The sequence below is a fragment of the Clostridium sp. K13 genome, assembly GCF_019734195.1.
Lineage (GTDB): Bacteria > Bacillota > Clostridia > Clostridiales > Clostridiaceae > Clostridium.
In genome coordinates this window covers 180,102-203,552 of record NZ_JAASHM010000002.1, presented here as the reverse complement: position 1 = coordinate 203,552, position 23,451 = coordinate 180,102, and the positions used below count along the sequence as shown (strand labels likewise).

At 29.5% G+C, this 23,451-nt stretch carries 17 protein-coding genes, 4 tRNA genes and 1 pseudogene; 4 read left to right on the top strand and 18 right to left on the bottom strand.

Annotated features, from left to right (window positions below):
- The first annotated feature begins 103 nt into the window (after positions 1-103).
- Both HCG76_RS02480 and HCG76_RS02475 read left to right on the top strand, forming a co-directional pair.
- Positions 104-589: a permease gene (locus HCG76_RS02480; protein ID WP_221698957.1), complete on the top strand. Its 486-nt coding sequence runs from the start codon at positions 104-106 to the stop codon at positions 587-589.
- Entirely contained in the window at positions 586-1,122 is a 537-nt protein-coding gene (locus tag HCG76_RS02475; protein ID WP_260458019.1) for a permease, read from the top strand. Before HCG76_RS02480 ends, HCG76_RS02475 begins: the two co-directional genes overlap by 4 nt.
- 64 nt (positions 1,123-1,186) lie before the next feature.
- Here HCG76_RS02475 and HCG76_RS02470 read toward each other — a convergent pair whose 3' ends face one another.
- The 4 genes from HCG76_RS02470 to glnA all read right to left on the bottom strand — a co-directional run bounded on the left by HCG76_RS02470 (position 1,187) and on the right by glnA (position 5,224).
- Positions 1,187-2,386, bottom strand: coding sequence for a PAS domain-containing sensor histidine kinase (locus HCG76_RS02470; protein WP_221698958.1), 1,200 nt, complete (start codon positions 2,384-2,386; stop codon positions 1,187-1,189).
- Between the two features lie 167 nt (positions 2,387-2,553).
- Positions 2,554-3,063: a hypothetical protein gene (locus HCG76_RS02465; RefSeq protein WP_221698959.1), complete on the bottom strand. Its 510-nt coding sequence runs from the start codon at positions 3,061-3,063 to the stop codon at positions 2,554-2,556.
- Between the two features lie 190 nt (positions 3,064-3,253).
- Entirely contained in the window at positions 3,254-3,823 is a 570-nt protein-coding gene (locus HCG76_RS02460; protein ID WP_221698960.1) for an ANTAR domain-containing response regulator, read from the bottom strand.
- An 87-nt stretch (positions 3,824-3,910) separates the two neighbouring features.
- The gene (glnA, locus tag HCG76_RS02455) at positions 3,911-5,224 is read right to left on the bottom strand and encodes a type I glutamate--ammonia ligase (protein ID WP_221698961.1); all 1,314 of its coding nucleotides are present in this window, start codon (positions 5,222-5,224) and stop codon (positions 3,911-3,913) included.
- Between the two features lie 367 nt (positions 5,225-5,591).
- Here glnA and HCG76_RS02450 point away from each other — a divergent pair, with 367 nt between their 5' ends.
- The gene (locus HCG76_RS02450; protein WP_221698962.1) at positions 5,592-7,685 is read left to right on the top strand and encodes a glutamine synthetase III family protein; all 2,094 of its coding nucleotides are present in this window, start codon (positions 5,592-5,594) and stop codon (positions 7,683-7,685) included.
- 210 nt (positions 7,686-7,895) lie between these two features.
- A complete protein-coding gene (locus HCG76_RS02445) occupies positions 7,896-9,590 on the top strand; it encodes an ammonium transporter (protein WP_221698963.1) in 1,695 nt (564 codons plus the stop codon).
- A gap of 96 nt (positions 9,591-9,686) precedes the next feature.
- Here HCG76_RS02445 and HCG76_RS19465 read toward each other — a convergent pair.
- From HCG76_RS19465 to HCG76_RS02375, 14 genes and pseudogenes are all read right to left on the bottom strand, one after another.
- Positions 9,687-10,933, bottom strand: a pseudogene (locus tag HCG76_RS19465) (uracil-xanthine permease family protein).
- A 149-nt stretch (positions 10,934-11,082) separates the two neighbouring features.
- A complete protein-coding gene (locus tag HCG76_RS02435) occupies positions 11,083-11,547 on the bottom strand; it encodes a hypothetical protein (protein WP_221698964.1) in 465 nt (154 codons plus the stop codon).
- 116 nt (positions 11,548-11,663) lie between these two features.
- A tRNA-Lys gene (locus HCG76_RS02430) sits at positions 11,664-11,739 on the bottom strand.
- 6 nt (positions 11,740-11,745) lie between these two features.
- Positions 11,746-11,822 (bottom strand) — tRNA-Arg (locus HCG76_RS02425).
- Between the two features lie 126 nt (positions 11,823-11,948).
- Positions 11,949-12,022, bottom strand: a tRNA-Gly gene (locus HCG76_RS02420).
- Between the two features lie 74 nt (positions 12,023-12,096).
- Positions 12,097-12,171 (bottom strand) — tRNA-Glu (locus tag HCG76_RS02415).
- A gap of 97 nt (positions 12,172-12,268) precedes the next feature.
- Positions 12,269-12,856 (bottom strand): nucleotidyltransferase family protein, encoded by a 588-nt coding sequence (locus HCG76_RS02410; RefSeq protein ID WP_221698965.1) that lies wholly within the window; start codon positions 12,854-12,856, stop codon positions 12,269-12,271.
- A gap of 320 nt (positions 12,857-13,176) precedes the next feature.
- Positions 13,177-15,453 (bottom strand): xanthine dehydrogenase family protein molybdopterin-binding subunit, encoded by a 2,277-nt coding sequence (locus HCG76_RS02405; protein ID WP_221698966.1) that lies wholly within the window; start codon positions 15,451-15,453, stop codon positions 13,177-13,179.
- A 2-nt stretch (positions 15,454-15,455) separates the two neighbouring features.
- Positions 15,456-15,914, bottom strand: a complete 459-nt coding sequence (locus HCG76_RS02400; protein WP_221698967.1) for a (2Fe-2S)-binding protein — start codon at positions 15,912-15,914, stop codon at positions 15,456-15,458.
- Entirely contained in the window at positions 15,904-16,701 is a 798-nt protein-coding gene (locus HCG76_RS02395) for an FAD binding domain-containing protein (protein WP_221698968.1), read from the bottom strand. The genes HCG76_RS02400 and HCG76_RS02395 overlap by 11 nt, the downstream gene beginning before the upstream one ends.
- A gap of 74 nt (positions 16,702-16,775) precedes the next feature.
- Entirely contained in the window at positions 16,776-18,092 is a 1,317-nt protein-coding gene (locus HCG76_RS02390) for a uracil-xanthine permease family protein (RefSeq protein WP_221698969.1), read from the bottom strand.
- 267 nt (positions 18,093-18,359) lie between these two features.
- Positions 18,360-19,394, bottom strand: coding sequence for an XdhC family protein (locus HCG76_RS02385; protein ID WP_221698970.1), 1,035 nt, complete (start codon positions 19,392-19,394; stop codon positions 18,360-18,362).
- Positions 19,395-19,586: 192 nt separating this feature from the next.
- Complete coding sequence (speC, locus tag HCG76_RS02380) at positions 19,587-21,737, bottom strand: ornithine decarboxylase (protein WP_221698971.1); 2,151 nt, start codon at positions 21,735-21,737, stop codon at positions 19,587-19,589.
- Between the two features lie 216 nt (positions 21,738-21,953).
- Positions 21,954-23,450 (bottom strand): AMP-binding protein, encoded by a 1,497-nt coding sequence (locus HCG76_RS02375; RefSeq protein WP_311776374.1) that lies wholly within the window; start codon positions 23,448-23,450, stop codon positions 21,954-21,956.
- Between the last annotated feature and the right edge of the window lies 1 nt (position 23,451).

The following is a 23,451-nucleotide window of genomic DNA, read 5'->3' as shown; positions in this document are numbered from 1 at the left end:
ACTATTACTAAAAAAATAAATTTAAATAATAGTACTATTTTTTTAATTAACACCTTTTTTTACTAATCATAAAATATTATTAAATTAGTTTTAGGAGGTTTTTATGACATCAATTATTTTATATAGCTTATCCTTAATTTTATTAATAATTTCTTTTTTAAAAGATAAATCAAAAACAAAAAAAGCTATTACTTTAGGACTAAAATCACTTGAAAATATAATGCCTCAATTTCTTTGTATAATAATAACCGTTGGCATACTACTTTCATTTTTCACCACAGACACAATATCTAAAATACTAGGAAATAACTCTGGTTTTTTTGGTATTATACTTGCCGATATTATAGGCTCTATTACAATGATGCCTACTTTTGTTGCCTTTTCTCTTGGCCACACATTACTCTTAAATGGTGCTGGATATGCTCAAGTTGGAACTCTAATTTCTTCATTAACCTTGGTTGGTATTATGACCTTTACACTTGAATCTAAATATATTGGTAAAAGAGCTGCATTCTTAAGAAATTTAATTGCATTCCTATTCTCAATTTTTGTGGGAATTATTCTTGAAAGGATTATGATTATCATATGAATATTGTAATAAAAATATTTAAAAGATATAAAAACTTTTTTCTTTCTTTATTAGTACTTATAATATTATCATTTTTTAGTAAATCTATATTAACACAAACTATAAATACTTCTACATCAAGTATATTACAAATGCTTTCTGTTCTTCCACCTGTAATGATTTTATTAGGATTAATGGATGTATGGATTCCTAGAGAACAACTTATAAAATATATGGGAAATAAATCTGGAATAATTGGTATCATTTTATCTATTCTAATAGGTTCAATAGCTGCTGGACCAATGTATGCTTCCTTTCCATTTACTGCAGTATTAATAAAAAAGGGCGCAAAATTTTCTAATATAATTATTTTTATGAATGCCTGGTGTCTAACAAAAGTTTCAACATTATTATTTGAATTCTCAGCCCTAGGATATAAATTTACTTTAGCTCGATTATTAATAGATATACCTGGTGTATTAATAATGAGCTACTTTATTAATTTATTAATGCCAAAAGATTCTCTAGATGAACTTTATAATAAATATAATTAAAGCTTGAATATCCCTCTGCTTAATAAATCAGAGGGATGTTCAAACTTTAATTAATTATTTATTTTTAACTATATATATCTGAAAATTCAATACTACATTTTTCAACCTTTGATTTTGTTAAATCACTAATCTTCTTATTCCTTGTTTCAACTTGCAATATAGGCAATCTTATAGTAAATTTACTTCCTTCATTAATTTTACTCTCTACATAAATATCACCTTGATGCATTTTAACAAGGGATTTAACAAGAGATAACCCAATTCCACTACCATTAAATCTTCTAGTTAATTTATTATCAACTTGAGCATACCTCTCAAATATTGTATCAAGCTTCTTTTTAGGAATTCCTATTCCATTATCTGTTACTGATATATAAATATTATTATTATCTTTTCCTATATTAACATATATTTTACCATTTTCTTTTGTATACTTAATTGCATTAGATAATAAATTTAATATTATTCTTTCTATTTTATCTGGATCACAGGCAATCATTTCTTCTTCAACTTCAGTATCAAATATAAGTTCTATGCCTTTATTGTTTACATACTCTAAAACAGACATAGTAATATCTTCAACAACACTTATAATATTATAATTCCCTAATTGAATATCGTAGTATCCATAATCCATTTTACTAATATCAATTATATTATTAACTAACCTAAGTAGCCTATAGCAATTTTGTCTAATGGAATTCATGTATTTATTTAAATTTCCCTCATCAGTTGATATAATATTTTTAACTTCAATATTTTTATTTATAACTTGCATTGTTGCTAATATTATGTTTAGCGGTGTTTTAAATTCATGTGATATATTAGAAAAAAACTCACTTTTTATGCTTTCTAATTCTATTGCCTTTTCATAAGCAATTTTTTCTTCTATTATATTTTTTTCCTCAGTTATATCTCTAGCAGTTAAAATATATACTTCCTTCTCTTTAACAAATCTACAATTACATTCTGCCCATCTGTAATCACCATTCTTACACTTAAATCTAACTTCTAATCCCCTAACTCCATTGAATATAGCTTCACTTGATATAGCACTCAAAATAGAATTTAAATCTGCTGTGTGAACAAACATACTCCACTCATGTTCAAGTAATTCTTTTTCGCTCCACCCCAATATCTCACTGCAATATTTACTTATCTTTTGTGCCTTACCATCTTTTCCTATAATAGCCATAAAATCTACTGAAATTTCAAAAAAGTATTCTAAATCACTTTTTTCATTAACAGATATAACTGGTTCCATCCTTGTATTTCACCCCCTAAACCTATTTTTGAAATATTAAGTATTAATTCAAATTTATTCCATTATTTATATTTTACTATTTTTACCTCTTAACTTCAACCTTTTTTTTACCATTTTATGTTCATACTTTAGATTATTTTGCAATTAATTGTAGCTAAAACTTTTTTCTATATTATCTTTAAATTAAATTTTTCAGCCAATTTACTATATTCATCACATATACCCTTTTCTCTATAAAAAACAGGGAATTTTTTATTATAATTACCCCATATAGTAAATGGCTTTTTTACAAAATATATAGTAGAAAATAAAACTTCTTTGGAGGTTATTCTTGTTATAAAAGGAATACTTTCTAATGTTAAGTTGAAATAAACCCCACTCATACCATTCTCATTTTCAAATTTTCTTATAAATTCCTTATCTTCACTATTTATAAATTGTTTTAATCTTCTCTTCTCATCTTCTTCTAAATTATTATAATAAAAATCAACATATGAATTTTCTATACCATTTAACTTTACAGCTTCTTCTAAAAAACTAATCATATTTTTCTCAAAATCATACGAATTATCTGATTCTAAAGTTTTATTTTCAAATCTATTAATCCCATCTGTAATATTATTAAATCTAATTTCAACATTATTTTTAAAGTCATTTTCATTAATTTTAATTAGCACATAATCACTCCTGTATTTCAAATTAAAACTTTATTTATTTTTTTATTTCTAAACTCACTATTAAAAATGTTTTCATATAATCTATTTAAATATACGCTTTAATTATACAGGAAAAATAAAATTATAAGTATGTTTAATTTTATAAAAAAACAGCTGATAGATTAATACAAATCTCTCTGCTGTCTTTAATTTAACTTTCATATGTCCGCAGAATTCCTTCTGCAATAGTTCTTTTTGTAGCTCTCATATCCATAGCTTGTTTTTCTATATATCTATGTGCTTCTGATTCTGTCATATTTAAATATTGTATTAATATACATTTTGCTCTGTCTATCATTCTGATATCTTCAATTTTTTGTAGTAGCTTATTATTTTCTCTTTTTAATTGGCACATTTTATTATAAGTTGCATTAGCTATTTTTAATGCGCTCCAAAATATAGTTCTATTCATTGGTTTTGATATAGTAATTACACCATCTATCTCTACCTTTTCACTTATCTCATCATAAATATCAGCTTTAACAATTAAAATAGCTTGACCTATTCCAGTTGATACTATATTTCTTGCAAACTCTTCCCCAAATTCATCTACAAGCGGTGCATTTATAATACATAAATCAAAATCCCTTTCAATTAAAAGTCTTCTAGCTTCTCCACCATTTGTCGCTGTAACAATATCTCCATAGGAGTTTTGGGAGAGCACTTCAGTAAAAAAATCCATTCCTTTTCTACTGCTAGATACTATTAAAATGTTGTCCAATAAATCGCCCCCATTATTATAGTTATAAATTAGATAATCTCGGCAAAATATATATTACCTAACTAAACTATACTTCTTCTAAATATCTTATATATATTCAAAATATTTTCTTTTTATCATTTCCTTATCAGATGCATTCAAATACTCTTTAATTTCAATTTCCTTTAATTCAATATACCTTTTCAATACTTCTTCCCCAATTATATCCTTTATAAATTCACTATTTTTAGCAATGTTTATAGCCTCTTCAAGGCTTTCAGGTAATTTTTCTATATTATTTAATACTTCATCACTTGTAGTATATAAATTTTCATTCACCGCTTCTGGTAATTCTATTGAATTTTCGATTCCATAAAGACCTGCTCCTATAATTAATGAAAAAGCAATATATGGATTTATTGATGAATCTGGTGATCTTAATTCCATTCTTGTTTTTTCTCCTGTTGCTGCTGGTATTCTAATTAATTGAGATCTATTTTGATGAGACCATGATATATATTTAGGAGCTTCAAATTTTCCAAATCTTTCATAGGAATTAACTAATGGATTTAAAAATGCAGTTATTTCTTTAGCTTTGCTTAATATTCCTGCTATAAAATTCTTAGCATTTTCTTGTTCCCATTTATTATTTTCAAATATATTTGTACCATTCTTTAGCAATGATAAATTTATATGAAGCCCATTTCCACTCTCATCAGCAATTGGCTTTGGAAGAAAAGAAGCAAAAAGTCCATTTCTTGTAGCTATTGCTTTTACCACTGATTTAAATGTTATAAAATTATCAGCAGCTGTAAGGGAATCACTATACTTAAAATCTATTTCATTTTGCCCTGGCCCTTGCTCATGATGTGAACTTTCTGGCTTTATTCCCATTTCTTCTAAACACAGACATATTTCCCTTCTTATATTTTCTCCTTTATCTATTGGTGCTATATCAAAATATCCTCCTTTATCATGTGTTATCATAGTTGGTTCTCCTTCTTCATCAGTCTTAAATAAATAAAACTCACATTCAGTACCTATATAAGGTGTATATCCTTTAATTACACATTTTTTAATCATATTTCTCAATATATCTCTACTATCGCAAACAAACTTTTCTTTTTCCGGTGTTCTTATATCACAAAAAAATCTAACAACTCTTCCTTGTTGTGGTCTCCAAGGCAAAACACTCAAAGTACTTGGATCTGGAAATAATAATAAATCAGATTTAGAAACATCTGCAAAACCTTTAATTGCTGATGCATCAAATGAAACTCCTTCTTTAAAAGCTCTTTCTAATTCATTAGGCATAATAGAAATATTCTTTTGAGTTCCCAAAAGGTCACAAAAAGCTAATCTTATAAACTTAACATCATTTTCCTCAATAAATTGTAAAACTTCTTTAACGGCATATGTCATATCTCTTCCCCCTGTTAATTATAAATAATATATATTCAAACTTTATAAAAATATTTCATAATCTAAAAAAGACGCTCATCAAATAATTTTTAGATTCTTTAATTATTCATAAGAAAATTTTATCTTATGATTAATAAATATATCTAAAAAAACATTTGATGAACGTCTTTGTCCATTTGTAACATTATACAATATAAATGTTTTTTTATCAACATTAAGTATATTTTAAATAATTTTACTTTTTTTCAAAAAACTATTTACTTTTTTTAATTTTGAAGCATATAATACTTACATAAACAGCAAAGGCGCTGTGGACTATTTTAAAGTCCACAGTGCCTTTTTTTATTTTAAAGGGGGTTATTAAATTATGAAATATATACCAAATTTATTTGGAAGTTTAGTTTTTAACGATAGTATTATGAAAGCAAGATTACCTAAAGAGACTTATAAATCACTTAAAAATACCATTCAAGCAGGAAAACCACTTAATTTAGAAGTTGCTACAGTTGTTGCAAACGCAATGAAAGATTGGGCTATCGAAAAAGGTGCAACTCACTATACCCATTGGTTCCAACCTATGACTGGTGTTACTGCCGAAAAACATGATAGTTTTATTACACCTGATAAAGATGGACATATAATAATGGAGTTCTCTGGTAAAGAACTTGTGCAAGGTGAACCTGATGCTTCAAGTTTTCCATCTGGAGGTCTTAGGGCTACTTTTGAAGCTAGAGGTTATACAGCCTGGGACCCAACTTCATATGCATTTATAAAAGATGGTACTTTATGTATTCCTACTGCATTTTGCTCTTATAGTGGAGAGGCCTTAGATAAGAAAACTCCAGTTTTACGCTCAATGCAAGCTTTAAATAAACAAGCACTACGTATTTTAAGATTATTCGGAAATACTACTGTTGAAAAAGTTATTACAACTGTTGGACCTGAACAAGAATATTTCCTTGTTGATAAAGAAATGTATGAAAAAAGACCTGATTTAGTTTTCTGTGGCAGAACTTTATTTGGCGCAAGACCTCCAAAAGGTCAAGAAATGGAAGATCACTACTTCGGTACTATTAAACCAAGAGTATCAGCTTATATGAAAGAATTAGAACAAGAACTTTGGAAACTAGGTGTATTAGCAAAAACAAAGCATAATGAAGTTGCGCCAGCACAACACGAGCTTGCTCCAATATTTACTACAACAAATATTGCAACTGATCATAACCAACTTACAATGGAGCTTATGAAATCTATTGCTAATAAGCATGGATTAGCTTGCTTACTTCATGAAAAACCTTTTGCAGGTGTAAATGGCAGTGGTAAACACAATAACTGGTCACTTTCTACTGATACTGGCGCTAATCTTTTAGAACCTGGTGATACACCTTCTGAAAATGCACAATTCTTATTATTCTTATCAGCTGTTATTAAAGCTGTTGATGATTATCAAGATTTACTACGTGTATCAGTTGCAAGTGCAGGAAATGATCATAGATTAGGTGCAAATGAAGCTCCTCCAGCAATAGTTTCTATGTTCCTTGGAGATGAATTAACAGAAATTATTACAGCAATTGAAAATGGTACAAACTATATAGATAAAGGTAAGAGCCAAATGGAGATTGGCGTTCGTGTATTACCAAAATTCTCCAAAGATACAACTGATAGAAATAGAACTTCTCCTTTTGCATTTACTGGTAATAAGTTTGAATTTAGAATGTTAGGATCTACTTTCTCAATAGCAGGCCCAAATATTGTATTAAATACTATTGTTGCTGAAGAACTTAAACAATTTGCAGATATACTTGAAAAAAGCAGTAACTTTGATGAAGATTTAAATACAGTTATAAAAGATACTATTAGAGATCATAAAAGAATAATATTTAATGGTAATAATTATAGTGATGCTTGGATAGAAGAAGCTGAAAAGAGGGGCTTATTAAACTTAAAAACTACTCCTGACGCTCTTCCTTACTTCGTGCATACTAAAAATATTGAATTATTTACTAAACACCATGTATTTTCTGAAAGTGAATTATATTCAAGATATGAAATTTTAATGGAAAACTACTGTAAAACTATTCATATAGAAGCCTTAACTATGATTGATATGGTAAAGAAATATATAATTCCTTCAGTTTTAAGCTATCAAGGAGAAATATCAGAAATAGCAAATAGTAAAAAACAACTTAATCCAAATCTTAAATGCGAATTAGAAGAAAAACTGCTTTCCAAGTTATCAAGGCTTGGTAATTACCTTTACGCAAAGCTTGATACTTTAGAAACTTCTGTATTAAATGCAAAAACTCATTCTGATTTACTTGAAAGTGCAAAATATTATAGAGAATCAATATTCATCAATATGCAACATTTACGTGGAATAGTTGATGAACTTGAAACATTAATAGCTAAAGATCATTGGTCTCTTCCAACTTATGGTGAACTTTTATTCAGTGTTAACTAAATAGTATAATACACAATGGCGTGTAATTTACATTATAAAATTCTTAATGTAAATACACGTCTATTGTTTTTATAAAAATATTAAATTCAATAAAAGTTATAAGTTTTGAGGGTTATTTAGAAGTAATAACATACTGTCATTATTATATAAATAATTTAAGTACTTACTTCAAACTCCTAACTTCTAACTACTTTAAAGGGGGTTATATTTATGTATTCAGCATTAGACACAATTTGGACTCTACTAGGAGCAGCATTAGTATTTTTCATGCAAGCAGGCTTTGCAATGGTTGAAACTGGATTTACAAGAGCTAAAAATGCCGGCAATATAATAATGAAAAACCTAATGGACTTCGCTATAGGCACTGTAGTATTTTGGTTTATAGGATTTGGACTTATGTTTGCAGGTGATGGCTCACTTATAGGTAGCATTGATTTATTTATCCAAGGTGATTATAGTAGTTCAATTCCAACCTTTGCTTTCGTTATATTTCAAACTGTTTTCTGTGCCACTGCTGCTACCATTGTTTCTGGAGCTATGGCAGAAAGAACTAAATTTTCATCTTATTGTGTATACAGCTTAATAATTAGTGCATTTATTTATCCTATTTCTGGACATTGGATATGGGGTGGTGGTTTCTTATCACAAATGGGCTTCCATGACTTTGCTGGTTCTACTGCAGTTCATATGGTTGGTGGTGTTGCAGCTTTAGTTGGTGCAAAAATTCTTGGTCCCCGTATAGGAAAATATTCTAAAGATGGAACAGCCCACGCTATTCCAGGACATAGTTTAACTTTGGGTGCTTTAGGTGTATTTATTCTTTGGTTTGCTTGGTTTGGATTTAATGGTTGTTCTACTGTTTCAATGACTGGTGATGATGCAATATTATCAGCAAGTACAATTTTTATGACTACTAATATCGCTGCAGCAACTGCCGCAGTAGCAGTTTTAATACTAACTTGGATTAGATATAAAAAACCTGATGTTTCTATGACTTTAAATGGTGCATTAGCTGGTCTTGTTGCCATTACAGCAGGCTGTGATATGGTTAATTCTTTTGGAGCTTTCTTTATAGGCCTTATTGCAGGTATTGCAGTTGTATTTGCAGTAGAATTTATAGAAAAAAAATTGAAAATAGATGATCCTGTTGGTGCGATTTCTGTACATGGTGTTTGTGGTGCTCTTGGTACAATATTAACTGGATTTTTTGCAGTCAATGGTGGGTTATTATATGATGGAGGCTTTAAATTTTTAGGTACACAAATATTAGGTGTATTATGTGTTATATCTTGGGTTATATTTACTATGACTATTGTTTTCCTAACTATTAAACACACAATAGGTCTTAGAGTTTCTCCTGAAGAAGAAATTGAAGGACTTGATAAAAAGGAGCATGGTCTTGAAAGTAGTTATGCAGACTTTATGCCTGTAACATCAACATTAGCTAATATTACTTTAGCTGAAGGCTCTGCATCAACTGTACCCGATAATTCTACTTTTGATAACATAGATACAATTCCAGTTATTTACAACAACTCTAAATCTGATGCTAAATTCACTAAAGTTGTGGTATTAACTAAACAAGATAGATTTGAAAGATTAAAGTTAGCTTTAGATAAACTAGGAATTACTGGTATGACTGTAACTAGCGTTTTAGGCTACGGAATGCAAAAGGGATCTACTGATTTTTACAGAGGTGTTCCTTTAGACGTTACATTATTACCTCAATTAAAGGTAGAGATTGTTGTATGTAAAATCCCTGTAGATACATTAGTTAAAGTTATTAAAAAGGCTCTATACACTGGTAAAATTGGTGATGGTAAGATATTTATTCAAGATGTAGAAAATGTAATTAAAATACGAACTAACGAAGAAGGATATGATGCTCTTCAAGATGAAGAATAAATTAAGACCTGTATTGTATAATACAGGTCTTAATTTATTGCACATTATATATAATACTCTAATTTATATAAAAACTATTTATTACAATATAATAATTTAGCATTTTTTATTATTTATTAACTCTTTAGGAAGAACTATATTTAGTATTGTTGCAGTTACAAATCCGCCTACTATAGCTTGACTAAACATATTTTGAAACCATTGAGGTAAATATTGCATAACTTCTGGACAGTAACTTAAACCTAATCCAACTGCACATGATGCTGCTACTATAATACCTGTTCTATCTGAAATCTTTCCATCTTCAATTAAAAGATTTAATCCACTAATACTTATCATAGCAAACATTAAAATTACAGCTCCACCTAATACGCAATTAGGTATTGATGCAACTATAGCTCCAAGCTTAGGTATAAAAGCACATAATATTAAAAATATAGCACCTGTCATTAAAACAAATCTATTAACTATTTTAGTCATAGCTACAAGTCCTACATTTTGACTAAAAGATGTATTAGGCATAACACCAAAAAGAGTTGCAAATACACTTCCAAATCCATCTGCATGTACAGCTCCTTCTAACTCGTCATCAGTAATATCCCTTCCTAGCCCACCTACTGCAATTCCAGTATTATCACCTATAGTCTCAACTGTAGTTGCTAAGTATACTAATATAAAAGGTACTATTGCTTCTATATGAAAACTATATTCTATTCCATCAATCATAAAAATAGGTTTTGGAATCGAAAACCATGCTGCTTTTGATATTTCTGAAAAATCTACCATTCCCATAAGTATTGATATAATATATCCAACAATAATACCTATTAATATTGCTGATACACTTAAGAATCCTTTTGAAAATTGTTTAAGCAAAACAATAACTAAAAAAACTATTAATGCTATTGTTATATTTTTATAGAACCAAAGGTAGGATCTCCTTGCATGCCAACCCCACCACCAACGAATTGTATACCTACACCAATAAGTGAAATTCCTAATATCAATACAACAGTCCCCGTAACTGCATGTGGTAATATTTTTCTTAGTGGTTTTATTATAAATCCAAGTAAAAATTCAATTATTCCACCTATAAGTGATGCTCCCATGATAGCTCCATATCCAAATTGATTCCCTACACCTAAGCTTACTGGAATAAATCCAGAGCTAGTTCCCATAACAACCGGTAATCCAGATCCAACTTTCCAAATAGGATAAAGTTGAATCAAAGTTATAAGACCTGCTACAAACATAGCATTTTGAAGTAATGTAACCTTAATAGCCATATCCATATTCAAAACACTAGTGACAACAAGTAATGGTGCTAAATTTCCAGCATACATCGCAAGAACATGTTGCATTCCCAATGGAATTGCATCACCCAACGGCACTTTCCCTTCTAGCCTGTACATATTTTCTTTTTTATACTCAGACATATTTCTCCCACCTTTTTATAATATGCTTACTAATTTCTATTCAGTGGTTTGTAAATTTATGAATTATTTTTGTTATCATTCTCTTCTTTTTTAGATTGTACTTCTTCATTATTTAATGTATTAAAAGCTTGAAGCCTCATTGCATTAGCAATTATGCTTATCAAATATGAACTTGCAACATTTTGGTATGCTGTTATATCATTTTTTTCATCCCTATAAATATTACTTAATTCCTTCACATATGTTCTTCGTAATGCAACTATCCACAATAATATATATCCTAATAAAACTAACTTTTGACTAAATAAAAATGCTTCTTCAGAAGTCTTCCCTGTATTGTTTCTATTTTGTGCATCTAATATATCTAAATTGGTAGCATATATATAATTTGAATAACCAGCCACTAAAAAAGCAACTCCTACTTTCTCCATGTTAGCTAAACTAACTTCAAACTCTATAATATACTTATCTATTTTTTCTTTTTCATACTCATATTCTCTATCATCATCTTTACTCTTCATCTTATCTCCAAAAAAAAGCAATTCATAATATAATATGAATTTCTATTTCATTGGTCAGTATTATGATCTAAAGTTTTTTAAGCAAAAAAAAAGAAACTCTATTGAGTTTCTTTTTTTGGTGGCTTACCGGGGAATCGAACCCCGGACACCTTGATTAAAAGTCAAGTGCTCTACCGACTGAGCTAGTAAACCAAAATATGGTGCGTGTTAAGAGATTCGAACTCCTGGCCCACGCCTTAGAAGGGCGTTGCTCTATCCAGCTGAGCTAAACACGCTTATTAAAACCGTTATTAACTTCGCATTACTTCTTCAATTTCGTCACTATGCTCCTCACTTATGATATATAAGCTCTGGTGCTCATTCCTCATTTCCTTGTACTGCTCGTTCCTAACATTTTTAAATGGAGCGGGTAGTGGGAATCGAACCCACCTTTCCAGCTTGGAAGGCTGGAGTATTACCGATATACGATACCCGCATGAATGACACTCTAAATCTTCGATTTAGTTAGTGGAATTTACTCAACAGAATTGAGATTCCTTTTAGTCAAAATGGTGACCCCTAGGGGAATCGAACCCCTGTTACCACCGTGAAAGGGTGGTGTCTTGACCGCTTGACCAAGGGGCCTTGCGTATGTCTTAGTGACTACTTTTTGTATATTACAGTGTTTTCAGACAAAAGTCAACACTATTTTAAAAACTTTTTTAATTTTTCTTAAATATTTTTAATGTAAACATTTTAAACGGGATGCTTTTGTAAATTCTTCTTGTGTATCTATATCGAATAATTCAATCTCATTATCAATATTTACTACATTTAAGTCATTTAAATGCCCCTTTAGTATTCGCTTTCCACCATTATCTCCTTGTAATGATAATAATTCATTAATATATTTTTTTGAAAAGATTACTGGATTACCTTTATTATTTCCACATCCAACACAAACTATACCTTTTTCTCCATTAATAAATTTATCTAATAATATTTTTAAAGTTTTTTCTGTAATAAATGGCTGATCACATACCATAAACATATATCCATCAGCTTCTTTATCAAAATTTATTCCTAATTTTATGGAGCTTGAAATTCCTAAGCTACTGTTAGTGTTGATAACAACATTAATATTAGTATTTAATAAAGCTTCTTTTATCTCCTCATACTGAGTTACACATATTATTTTATTAACTTCTAACTTAAGAACATTATTAACTATATGCATATATATTGGCTTTTCTTTATATATTGCTAATAATTTATTTCCATTAAACCTTTTACTATTTCCAGCTGCTAATAAAATTAAGTTTATCTTCATCTCCTAAATCCCCCCTTTTGATAAATTGCAAATCAATTTAGTTAGTTAAAGGCCTTCGGCCAGTTAAAGAGTTTAATTTAGCTTTTGCTAATTAAACTCTGGTAAGTGTTTTATAAAGCAAACGTTAAAGAGTTAAGAAGGAAATTACTCCGTAATTTGTTTAAATATATATTTTAGAAACTTCACAAGAAGTTTCTTCCTTAACTAGCCGTAGTCTCTTAACGTTGTCGTAGACAACTCTTACCCTTTTGAACTAGCAAAGCGTTGTTCAAAAACTTAACTGGCCTTTAGGCCCTTAACTTTTATTTTTCTTCATAATATTATTCAAGCATTCCCATAACAATTTTCTCTGAAGTTATTGGTAATGCTCTTACATTCACCTTAGTTGCATTGTATACTGCATGTGCTAAAGCTGGAGACGGCGTATTAATAACTATTTCTCCTATTGATTTAGCTCCAAATGGTCCTGTTTGTTCATAACTTGATTCAAATTCTACTCTTATATTTCCTACATCAAGTCTTGTTGGTATTTTATATTGAAGGAATGAATCATTTCTCATTTTTCCTTTTTCAGTATAAGTAATATCCTCATATAGAGCCATCCCAATACCTTGAGCTATTCCACCTTCTGCTTGGATTCTTGCTAGATTTGGATTAACTACAGTTCCACAATCTACAACTGCAACATAATCAATTATATCAACTTTTCCAGTTAATTTATCTACTTCTATTTCCACAATTCCAACCATAAACGGAGGTGGTGAAACCTCTGAATAATGTGATTCACTTTCACTTATAGTTCTAAACCCACCAACTAAGGTATTATTAGCTATATCAATTAATGTTATTTCTTTTTCATCTTCTATTGAAAATACTTTTTCACCATCAAACTGTAAGTTTTCAACTGGACATTTTAATGCCTTTGATGCCTCTTCAATAATTCTCTTTTTCATTTTTTCACAAGTTTTTATAACTGCTCCACCTGTTATATATGTTGTACTAGATGCATAAGATCCAGTATCATATGGACTTTGATCTGTATCAACACCATGAACTATAATATTATCAACATCACATTCTAAACAATCTGCTGCCATTTGAGCTAATATTGTATCACAGCCTGTACCCATATCAGCTGCACCAATCATCAATGTATAGAACCCATCATCATTAAGCTTAATCTCAACTGCTGCTGTATCTATTGATGATATACCTGAACCTTGCATAGCCATAGCAACACCAACTGATCTTACTTTTCCATTTCCCATATCTCTACATGGATATTTATTATCCCAATCTATCATTTCCTTTGCTCTAGATAAACATCTATCTAAAGCACAGCTATTTGCAGGTTCATTATAGTATGCTGGCATTATTTCACCTTCAGCAACCATATTCATTTCTCTTAATTTAATAGGATCAATATTTAATTTATCCGCTAATTCATTTACAGCAGATTCTAATGCAAATAATCCTTGAGTAGCTCCATATCCCCTATAGGCTCCTGCTCCCATAGTATTTGAATAAACAACATCATATTCAAATTTATATGCTTTTGCTCCGTTATAAAGAGGCATTGATTTATGACCAGCCAATCCAACAGTTGTTGGTCCATGATCTCCATACGCACCCGCATTAGATAAAGTATACATATAAATAGCCTTAATTATACCTTTTTCATCAGCACCAACCTTAACCTTAATTTCCATCTCATGTCTCGGACTACCATTAGTCATACTTTCTTCACGAGTATAAACCATTTTTGCTGGCTTTCCTGTTTTCATCGTAACTATAGCTGGGAATATTTCTGCAACAACACTTTGTTTTGCTCCAAATCCCCCACCTATTCTTGGCTTAATAACTCTTATTTTAGACTTCGGTATATCTAATGCATTTGCTAATATACGTCTTACATGGAATGGAACTTGAGTTGCACTTGTTATATTTAATCTTCCATATGTATCTAATTCAGTAAATGCTCTAAAAGTCTCCATCATAGCTTGGCTATTTGCTTTAGTATGATAAGTTTGCTCTATAATATGAGCACATTTACTCAATTCTTCTTCAACATCGCCATAGATAAAATCACCTTTTGAACATATATTTCTATTTTTATCTACATTAATCCAATCATTTAATGCAATAAAATCATCTTCTGGATGAACTATAACCTCATTATCAATTGCTTCTCTAAAATCTAAAACGGCATCTAAAACTTCATATTTAACTTTTATTAAATTTAAAGCTTTATTAACTGCTTTTTCATTCTCACCTGCAACTATAGCAACTGGGTCTCCAACACATCTTAATCTTTTATCTAAAATCAATCTATCATATGGGCTTGGTTCTGGATAAGATTGTCCTGCTGTTGTAAATCTTTTTTGCGGTACATCTTTATATGTTAAAATACACTCTATTCCAGGTACCTTGCTAGCAATTGTAATATTAATATCTTCAATTAATGCATGTGCATGAGGACTTCTAAGTACTTTTACTATTAAACAGTTACTTGGAGCTATATCATCTGTGTAAACTGGCTTCCCTGTAAGTAATGACATTGCATCCTTTTTTCTTATACCTTTATTAACGTACTTCATATTTAATCCTCCTTTTTAGCTTCTAAGAAGTTTTTTATAGCTCTTAATTGGCTCATATATCCTGTACATCTACAAAGATTGCCCGCTAAATAATGCTTAATTTCATCTTCTGTAGGATTTGATAACTCTTTTTTCATAGCTAATACATTCATAACAAATCCTGGACTACAGAAACCACATTGCTCTGCTCCCTGGTCTGCCATAAATGCTCCAAATTCCTCTGCCTCTTCTTGTAACCCTTCAAGTGTTGTTACCTTTTTTCCATTTGCTTTCATTACAAGAGTACTACATGATAAGACTGGTTTTCCATCTAAGTGAACAGTACATAATCCACAATTTGCAGTTTCGCACCCTCTTTTTACACTAAAAAATCCTTTGCTCCTTACATAATCAATTAATAACATATCTGCTTCTACATTATCTTGAAAAAGTTTATTGTTTATCCATAGTTTAATTTCCATAGTTTCCTCCTGTAATTTCACTTATTGCTCTATTTATAAATACTTTTGCTAGTATTTTTCTATATTCCTTACTTCCCCTCATGTTACTATCAAATTTAATATTTTCCATAACATAATTAACTACATCATCAATTTCATTTTGTGTAGGAACTTCACTTAAAAGTTCTGCTGCATTTATGTTAATAGCCTTTTGTGGTCTAGCTCCAATTACAATATTCCATCTCTTCTCTACTCTAGAAGCTGCAACTGCTAAAGTTGGAATATCCGTAGCACTATTTCTATGTGTTAAATAAGCTGCTTTTCTATTATCTTTCTTTATTATTACCCTTACTAAAATATCATTATCATAAGGCATATCTCTGTATTCAGTTAATGGTATTATTCCACCATTAAAAAGTTCTACATATGTTTCTAATGCTAATAATGAAGTTAATATGTCAGAAAATCCAAAACGTGAGTAAATACTACCTCCTATAGTGGCGCAATTTCTAAATTGAACTCCTACAATATGTATTAATGACTTTGAAATAATTCCATCAAAATAAGAGTTTAAGTTCTTATCAGTTTCTAATTGTCTTAATGTACACATACATCCTATTTTAAAGCACTCTTCATCTTCCTCTATTTTATCTAAACCTAAGGCTGATAAATCAATGGCATTTTGAATATTTCTTCCACCCATCTTAAGCCAGCCTATTCCCCCTAAAACAACATTGTTCTTTTTTTGGTTTAATTCATATGCTTGTTCTAAGCTTTCTGCTACTACATAATTTCTAATCGTAAACAAATTATTCTCCTCCTATAAACTCAACAAAGGGGCTATATATCATTATTAGATATAAGCCCTTTTTTATAAAAATTTTATACATTTACTAGTTCACTTTTTTCTTTATCCTGTGGTAATACTAAGTTTAATACAGTTGCTATAACAAATGTCATTATTATACCATTTTGTGCAAATATATTACTAACCCAAGTTGGTAATTGCGCTAAAGCTTCTGGAACATTACCTATTCCAACCCCAATCCCTATAGCTAATGCAACTATTAATCCATTTCTACAATCTAATTTTTCTCTAAATAACGATTGTAATCCACTAACAAATATCATTGCAAACATAATAACAGCAGCTCCTCCAAGAACTGATTGTGGCATTACCGAAAGTATTGCACTTAATTTTGGAAAGAATCCTGCTAAAATTAAAAATACAGCTCCTGTCATAATTACAAATTTATTTACAACCTTAGTTACTGCAACAAGTCCAACATTTTGGCTAAATGAAGTATTTGGTGCAACTCCAAATAAAGCGGCTATAAAACTTGAAACACCATCTGCAACAACCCCTCCAGCTAACTCCTTATCTGTAGCTTCTCTTCCAAGACCACCTACTGCAATAGCAGAAATATCTCCTATTGTTTCTACTGTAGTTGCAATGTACATTATTGCCATTGAAATTATTGCATCTAATCTAAATTCAAATCCCATAACAAATGGTCTAGGTAAACTTATCCATGCTGCTTCTTTTACAGCTGTGAAATCAACCATTCCCATAACTATCGATAATATATATCCTACTATTATTCCTATTAATATTGCTGATGTTTTTATAAACCCTTTTGTGAAATTTTGTAACACTATTATTACTAAAATTACTACTGTTCCTACTATTAAATGATTTTTAGAACCAAAGTCAGCAGCTCCAGCTCCACCTGCAAAATACTTTACTCCTACAGGAAGTAATGAAAGTCCTATAGATATAACGACTAAGCTTGTTACTATAGGTGGAAATAATTTTCTTAATGGTTTAATAAAGAATCCTAAAACTATTTCTAATAAAGCACCAACTAATGAAGCTCCCATTATTGCTGAATATCCATAAGTAACTCCTATAGCTTTTTGTGTACCTATAAACCCTGAACTTGTGCCCATAACAACAGGCAGACCGCTTCCAACCTTTAAAATTGGATATAATTGAATTAAAGTTGCAACACCTGCTACAAACATTGAGTTTTGAATCAACATTGATTTAGTTTCTAATGGAATATCTAAAAGTCCACATACTATTATTAACGGTGATACATTTCCTAAAAACATAGCTAATACATGTTGAATCCCCAATGGGATAGCTTGTTTTAAAGGTACTCTTCCTTCTAATTCATAAACACTTCCAGTTTTCATTATATGCCCCCCTATAAATAGCAAAATATTTTTACGAACAATATTTTTGTTTTATTTGAAAAATGTACGTTTTTATTTACAGGATGATTTTATCATATATTTTGAATTATGTGTATATTTTTCTAGTTTTTTTTACACTTTTTTCGTTTTTTTTATTTTTTTAACTCTTTTCTTGTATAAACACAAAAATTAAAGACAAACTTCAATTGAAAAGTTTGTCTTTAACTATTTTATATCTAAACTATAATTTTAAGGTATTTTTCGTGTTTATTTTATATATTCAAAAAATACCTTTATTGTACCCCCACATGCCATACCAAGTTTTGCCGCTACTGAATTTGATAAATCATAACTTTCTATATGTGATTTTTCTTCCTTTATTAACTCTAAAGCTTTCTCATAAGCTGCATTTTCAACAACTCCGCCACCAATAGTTCCAATAAAACTACTATCATCTTTAACAAGCATTTTAGCATCAATACCTCTTGGTGATGATCCTCTTTTATCTAAAATACTTACTAATATTTTTTTTCTATCCTCATAAATAATATTATTTAATATTTCTTCATCAATAGTAGATAAATTTTTACTATTCTTTTCTTGAATAATTTGTGCCATAATACTTACTGATATTTCTGCTGGAGTTTTAGCCCCTATATTAAGCCCAATTGGAGCATTTACTTTATTTATTTCTTCTGTAGTATATCCCTTTTCTAATAACTGTCTTATTGAATTTGCCACTTTAGCCTTACTTCCTATCATACCCAAATATCTAAAGTCATTTTTTAATATCTTTTCAACACAATCCTGATCTGCTCTATGCCCTCTTGTAACAACAACAAAGTATGAATTTCTATTGAACTCTATTTTATCTAATGCATCATTAAAGTTATCACAGATTATATTATCAACATCTGGAAACCTATTCTGGTTAGCAAATTCTTCTCTATCATCAATAACAGTAACGTTAAAATCTAACATTTTTGCCATACTTGCTAATGATAATGCAATATGTCCCCCTCCACAAATTACAAGGCTAGGTTTTGATATAATATTCTCTATTATAATTTCAAGCTCCTCATTAATCCTTAATATTTTTCCACATTCATTAAAATTAATTTTTTCCACAATATTTTTGTAAAAATCTATATCATCTTCATTTTCACTTATTACTTCATTATTAACTATTAATATTTTCTTTTCAAATAGCTTGTCCTCTTTATCTCTTATAATAGTTGCTATATAAATATTCCTATTATTATTTAATTCATCTTGTACTCTCTTATAAAATCCCCTATTCATATTTTCACCTCTTGTAAATTTTGTATATAGTTATATTTTATATCAAATTTAATTTATTTCTATAAAAAACATTACATTATTTTAATACAAAAACTTTTATGGTAATTCAGCTTTTAAATTTCACAAAAAAACTCCGCTCTAAATATATAGAACGAAGTTTATCCTTAATAATTATATCTTTTTATTATAAATTTACTTATCTAAAACATATCCATAAGCTCTTACTTTATTATTCTCTTTTTCAAGGTAAACACCTTGAATTTCTGGAGCAAAGCCTGGGAATTTATTTATCCCTTCTTCTAAAATTAAGAAGTACTTTTGAGCTACAATATTCCATCTCTCACCAGGCACTACGCAAAATACTCCTGGTGGATAAGGAAGAGCTCCCTCTAATGCAATTTCTCCAACAATATCACTTAAAGGTACTAACTTAGCATTATTTCTCTTAAGCTCTATATTAGCCTCATTAGGATTCATAACATACTCTGGTAGTGAATCTCTTCTAAATAATAATTTTTGATAAGTCTTTGCATCATTTTTCTTATAGAAATCATGCATTTCTTGGCATAGTCTTCTTATTGTATAACCTTTATATCTTTCTTCATGCTTCTCATAAAGCCTTGGTAAAGCTTCACTTAATGGCGCATCATCTTTTATAAGATTTTCAAACCTAACAAGATGATCTACAAGCCCTTTCATTTTAGATGTAGTTTCTGCTGGTGTTAATAAGAATAATATTGAATTTAGATCATTTTTTTCTGGCACTACTCTATGATCCCTTAGGTAATTTGCCAGTATTGTTGCTGGTATACCAAACTCTTCATACTCACCAGTTTCTACATCTATTCCTGGAGTTGTTAACATAAATTTATTAGGATCTACAAAATATTGATTTTCTCCATAGCCTTCAAATGAATGCCACTTTTCTCCGGGATAGAACTTAAAGAATTCAATATCATTAGCTATTTCTTCTGTATCAAAATCCTGCCATGGCTTTCCCTTAACTACTGGTGGGATAAATGGCTTTAATAATTCACATCTTTCTAAAACATCTTTTCTTGCTTCAACTCCAACTTTTATACAATCAGCCCAAAGTTTTCTTCCTGCTTCTCCATCTTGCATTCTTGCATTAACATCTAAAGCTGCGAATAATGGATAGAATGGACTTGTTGAAGCATATAACATATACGCATTATTAAATCTCTTATGATCCACATAACGCTTTTGACCTTTAAGATGGCTATCCTTCTTATGAATTTGAGATGTTTGTGAAAATCCTGCTTGTTGCTTATGAATAGATTGTGTAACCAATATTCCTGGATCTTCTGGTTTTAAATCTAATAATAAGGGTGAGCAATCTCTCATCATTGGAATAAACTGTTCATATCCTACCCATGCAGAATCAAATAATATATAGTCACAAAGATGTCCTATCTTATCAACTACTTGTCTTGCATTGTATATAGTTCCATCATAAGTCCCAAGCTGAATAACAGCTAATCTAAAAGGTCTCTTTTCTTTAGCTTTTTTATCATCAACCTTAGCTGCTTCGCTTCTTAAATATTTTTCATCAAAACAATGAGCATCTATTCCACCAATAAACCCAAAAGGATTACGTGATGTTTCTAAATATACAGGTTTTCCTGCACTTGAAACTAAAGCTGAATTATATATAGACTTATGATTATTTCTATCAAATAAAACTAAATCCCCAGGGGATACTATTGCATTTATTACAACAGAATTTGATGTACTTGTTCCATTCATTACAAAATACGTCTTATCGGCATTATATACTTTTGCTGCATAAGTTTGAGCTGACATTGCTGGCCCCTCATGTATTAATAAATCTCCTAAATCAACATCTGCATTACATATATCTGATTTAAATATATTTTCACCAAAAAACTCATACATCGCTCTTCCAGCAGGATGCTTCATAAAATATTGTCCTCCCTGATGGCCTGGACAAGCAAACTGTAAATTTCCTCTTCTTGAATATTCACTTAATACATCAAAAAATGGTGGCAACATTTCTTCTTCATATTTATCAGCTGCTTTATTTACTTCCTTACTAAATATCTCTTCATTTAATTCATTTATATTTAATATCTTATGTACTTTACTTTTAATTTCATCATTAATTTCATCTGTTTCAGCTAAAACAAATATAGCTATTCCAAATCTTGTATCATATATATCATTGATACTTTCTATATCACTTTCATTAACTACAGCAGCTGCTACATCAGTATAATCAGTTGTACCAACTTCTATAGTTTCCCTATCTGTGAAAAAATAATTTCTAGTTCTTTCGGTACAAGCAATTTTTAATGATTTCATGCCTATTCCCCCTATCTTTTTAGTTTATATATTTATCTTTTACTTAATCTAAAAAATATATTTATAATATATTTTATTAATTAATATCCTAATTATATAGTTAGCATATTTCAATGTAAATGATATAAATTAATATAATTAAAAATAATGTTAAATTGTATTTTATATTTCTACTAATTAACTAAGGCTGCCTTTTAAAGACAGCCTTTAATAATATTATTTATTAACATATTCTCTTTTTATCTTCTTTGATGTAGTCTTATCAAATTCTGTTTCTCTTATTTTAAGAGTAGTAATTCTTTTATAAATAGGAGTTTCAGCATTATACCTATCAATAATACTCTTAATTTCTTCTTCAACATTTTTAATTTTCTTCTTACTTAAGTAATCATAGTTAGGGAATATTTCAGCCTTTATTCTATTACTCTCTTCACTAACAATTATTTCTTTTACCATTCTATTTATTGTTAGTTCATTTTCAATTTCTTCTGGTGATACATTTTCTCCATTGGCTAAAATTATCAAATTTTTTCTTCTTCCTGTTATATAAATATAATTGTCATCATCTATATACCCTAAATCACCAGTTTTAAGATATCCATCAATTAATGTTTCTTCTGTTTCCTTAGGCATCTTATAATATCCCATCATAACACTTGATCCTTTAACATAAATCTCTTCATCTATAATCTTTGCCTCACAATTAGATATAAGTTGTCCTACTGATTCTTTTTTTATCTTTCCAGGTAAGTTAGTACTTATTACAGGCGAACACTCTGTCATACCATAACCTTGTATTATATCTATTCCAAACTCTTTAAAACCATCAATAAATTTAGGATTTAAATATGCTCCTCCACTAAAAATTTTTTTTAGATTTCCTCCTAACGCAGCTTTTGCCACAAGTTTCTTAGGCAATATAACACTTCCATCTATAAGCTTATTATATAAACCTTCAATTACCATTGGAACAAGACACATAATCTCTGGCTTAAATAACTTCAAATTTTTAGATACTCTTATCATAGAATCATTTATACATATACATAGACCACAATATATTCCCTTTAATATATCCATCGTAAAGCAAAAAACATGATTTATAGGTAATACTGTCATTGAAACTGTTCCTGGCTTAAGCTTCATATCAACTGAAGTTACATTATCAGTAAGATTCCTATGATTAAGCATTACCCCCTTACTTTTTCCTGTAGTTACCGAAGTAAATAATATTGTACATAACTTTTCATTATCGATATCTATATAAAAATCCCCTTTATTTTCTTGCATTAGCTCATTTAAGGATAAAGCAAAATCAGGATTAGACTTTTCTGACATTGAAACTATAAACTTTATTTTAGGACATTTACTTTTTACAACTTCTGCAACATCTAATCTATTATTATCATATATTAATACTTCGGCATCAAACCTTTCTATAATATTACATACGTCATTTACTGGTAACTTATCATCTTTATCGGCTACATATTGCATCACATTTCCTTCTGAATCACTAACAAACCTAAGTCTCATTGACTCACATCTAGAATATGCTTCATATATAGATTCTTTTAAGATATTAAAATTAATATCTTCATTTATAGTTAAACTTGTTCCTATATTTAATACTTGCTTTTTAGGACAATACTTTAAAGTAAAAAAATGTAATCTTTGTGCTGCTGTTAATGGATATAATCTTTTATTATCTATT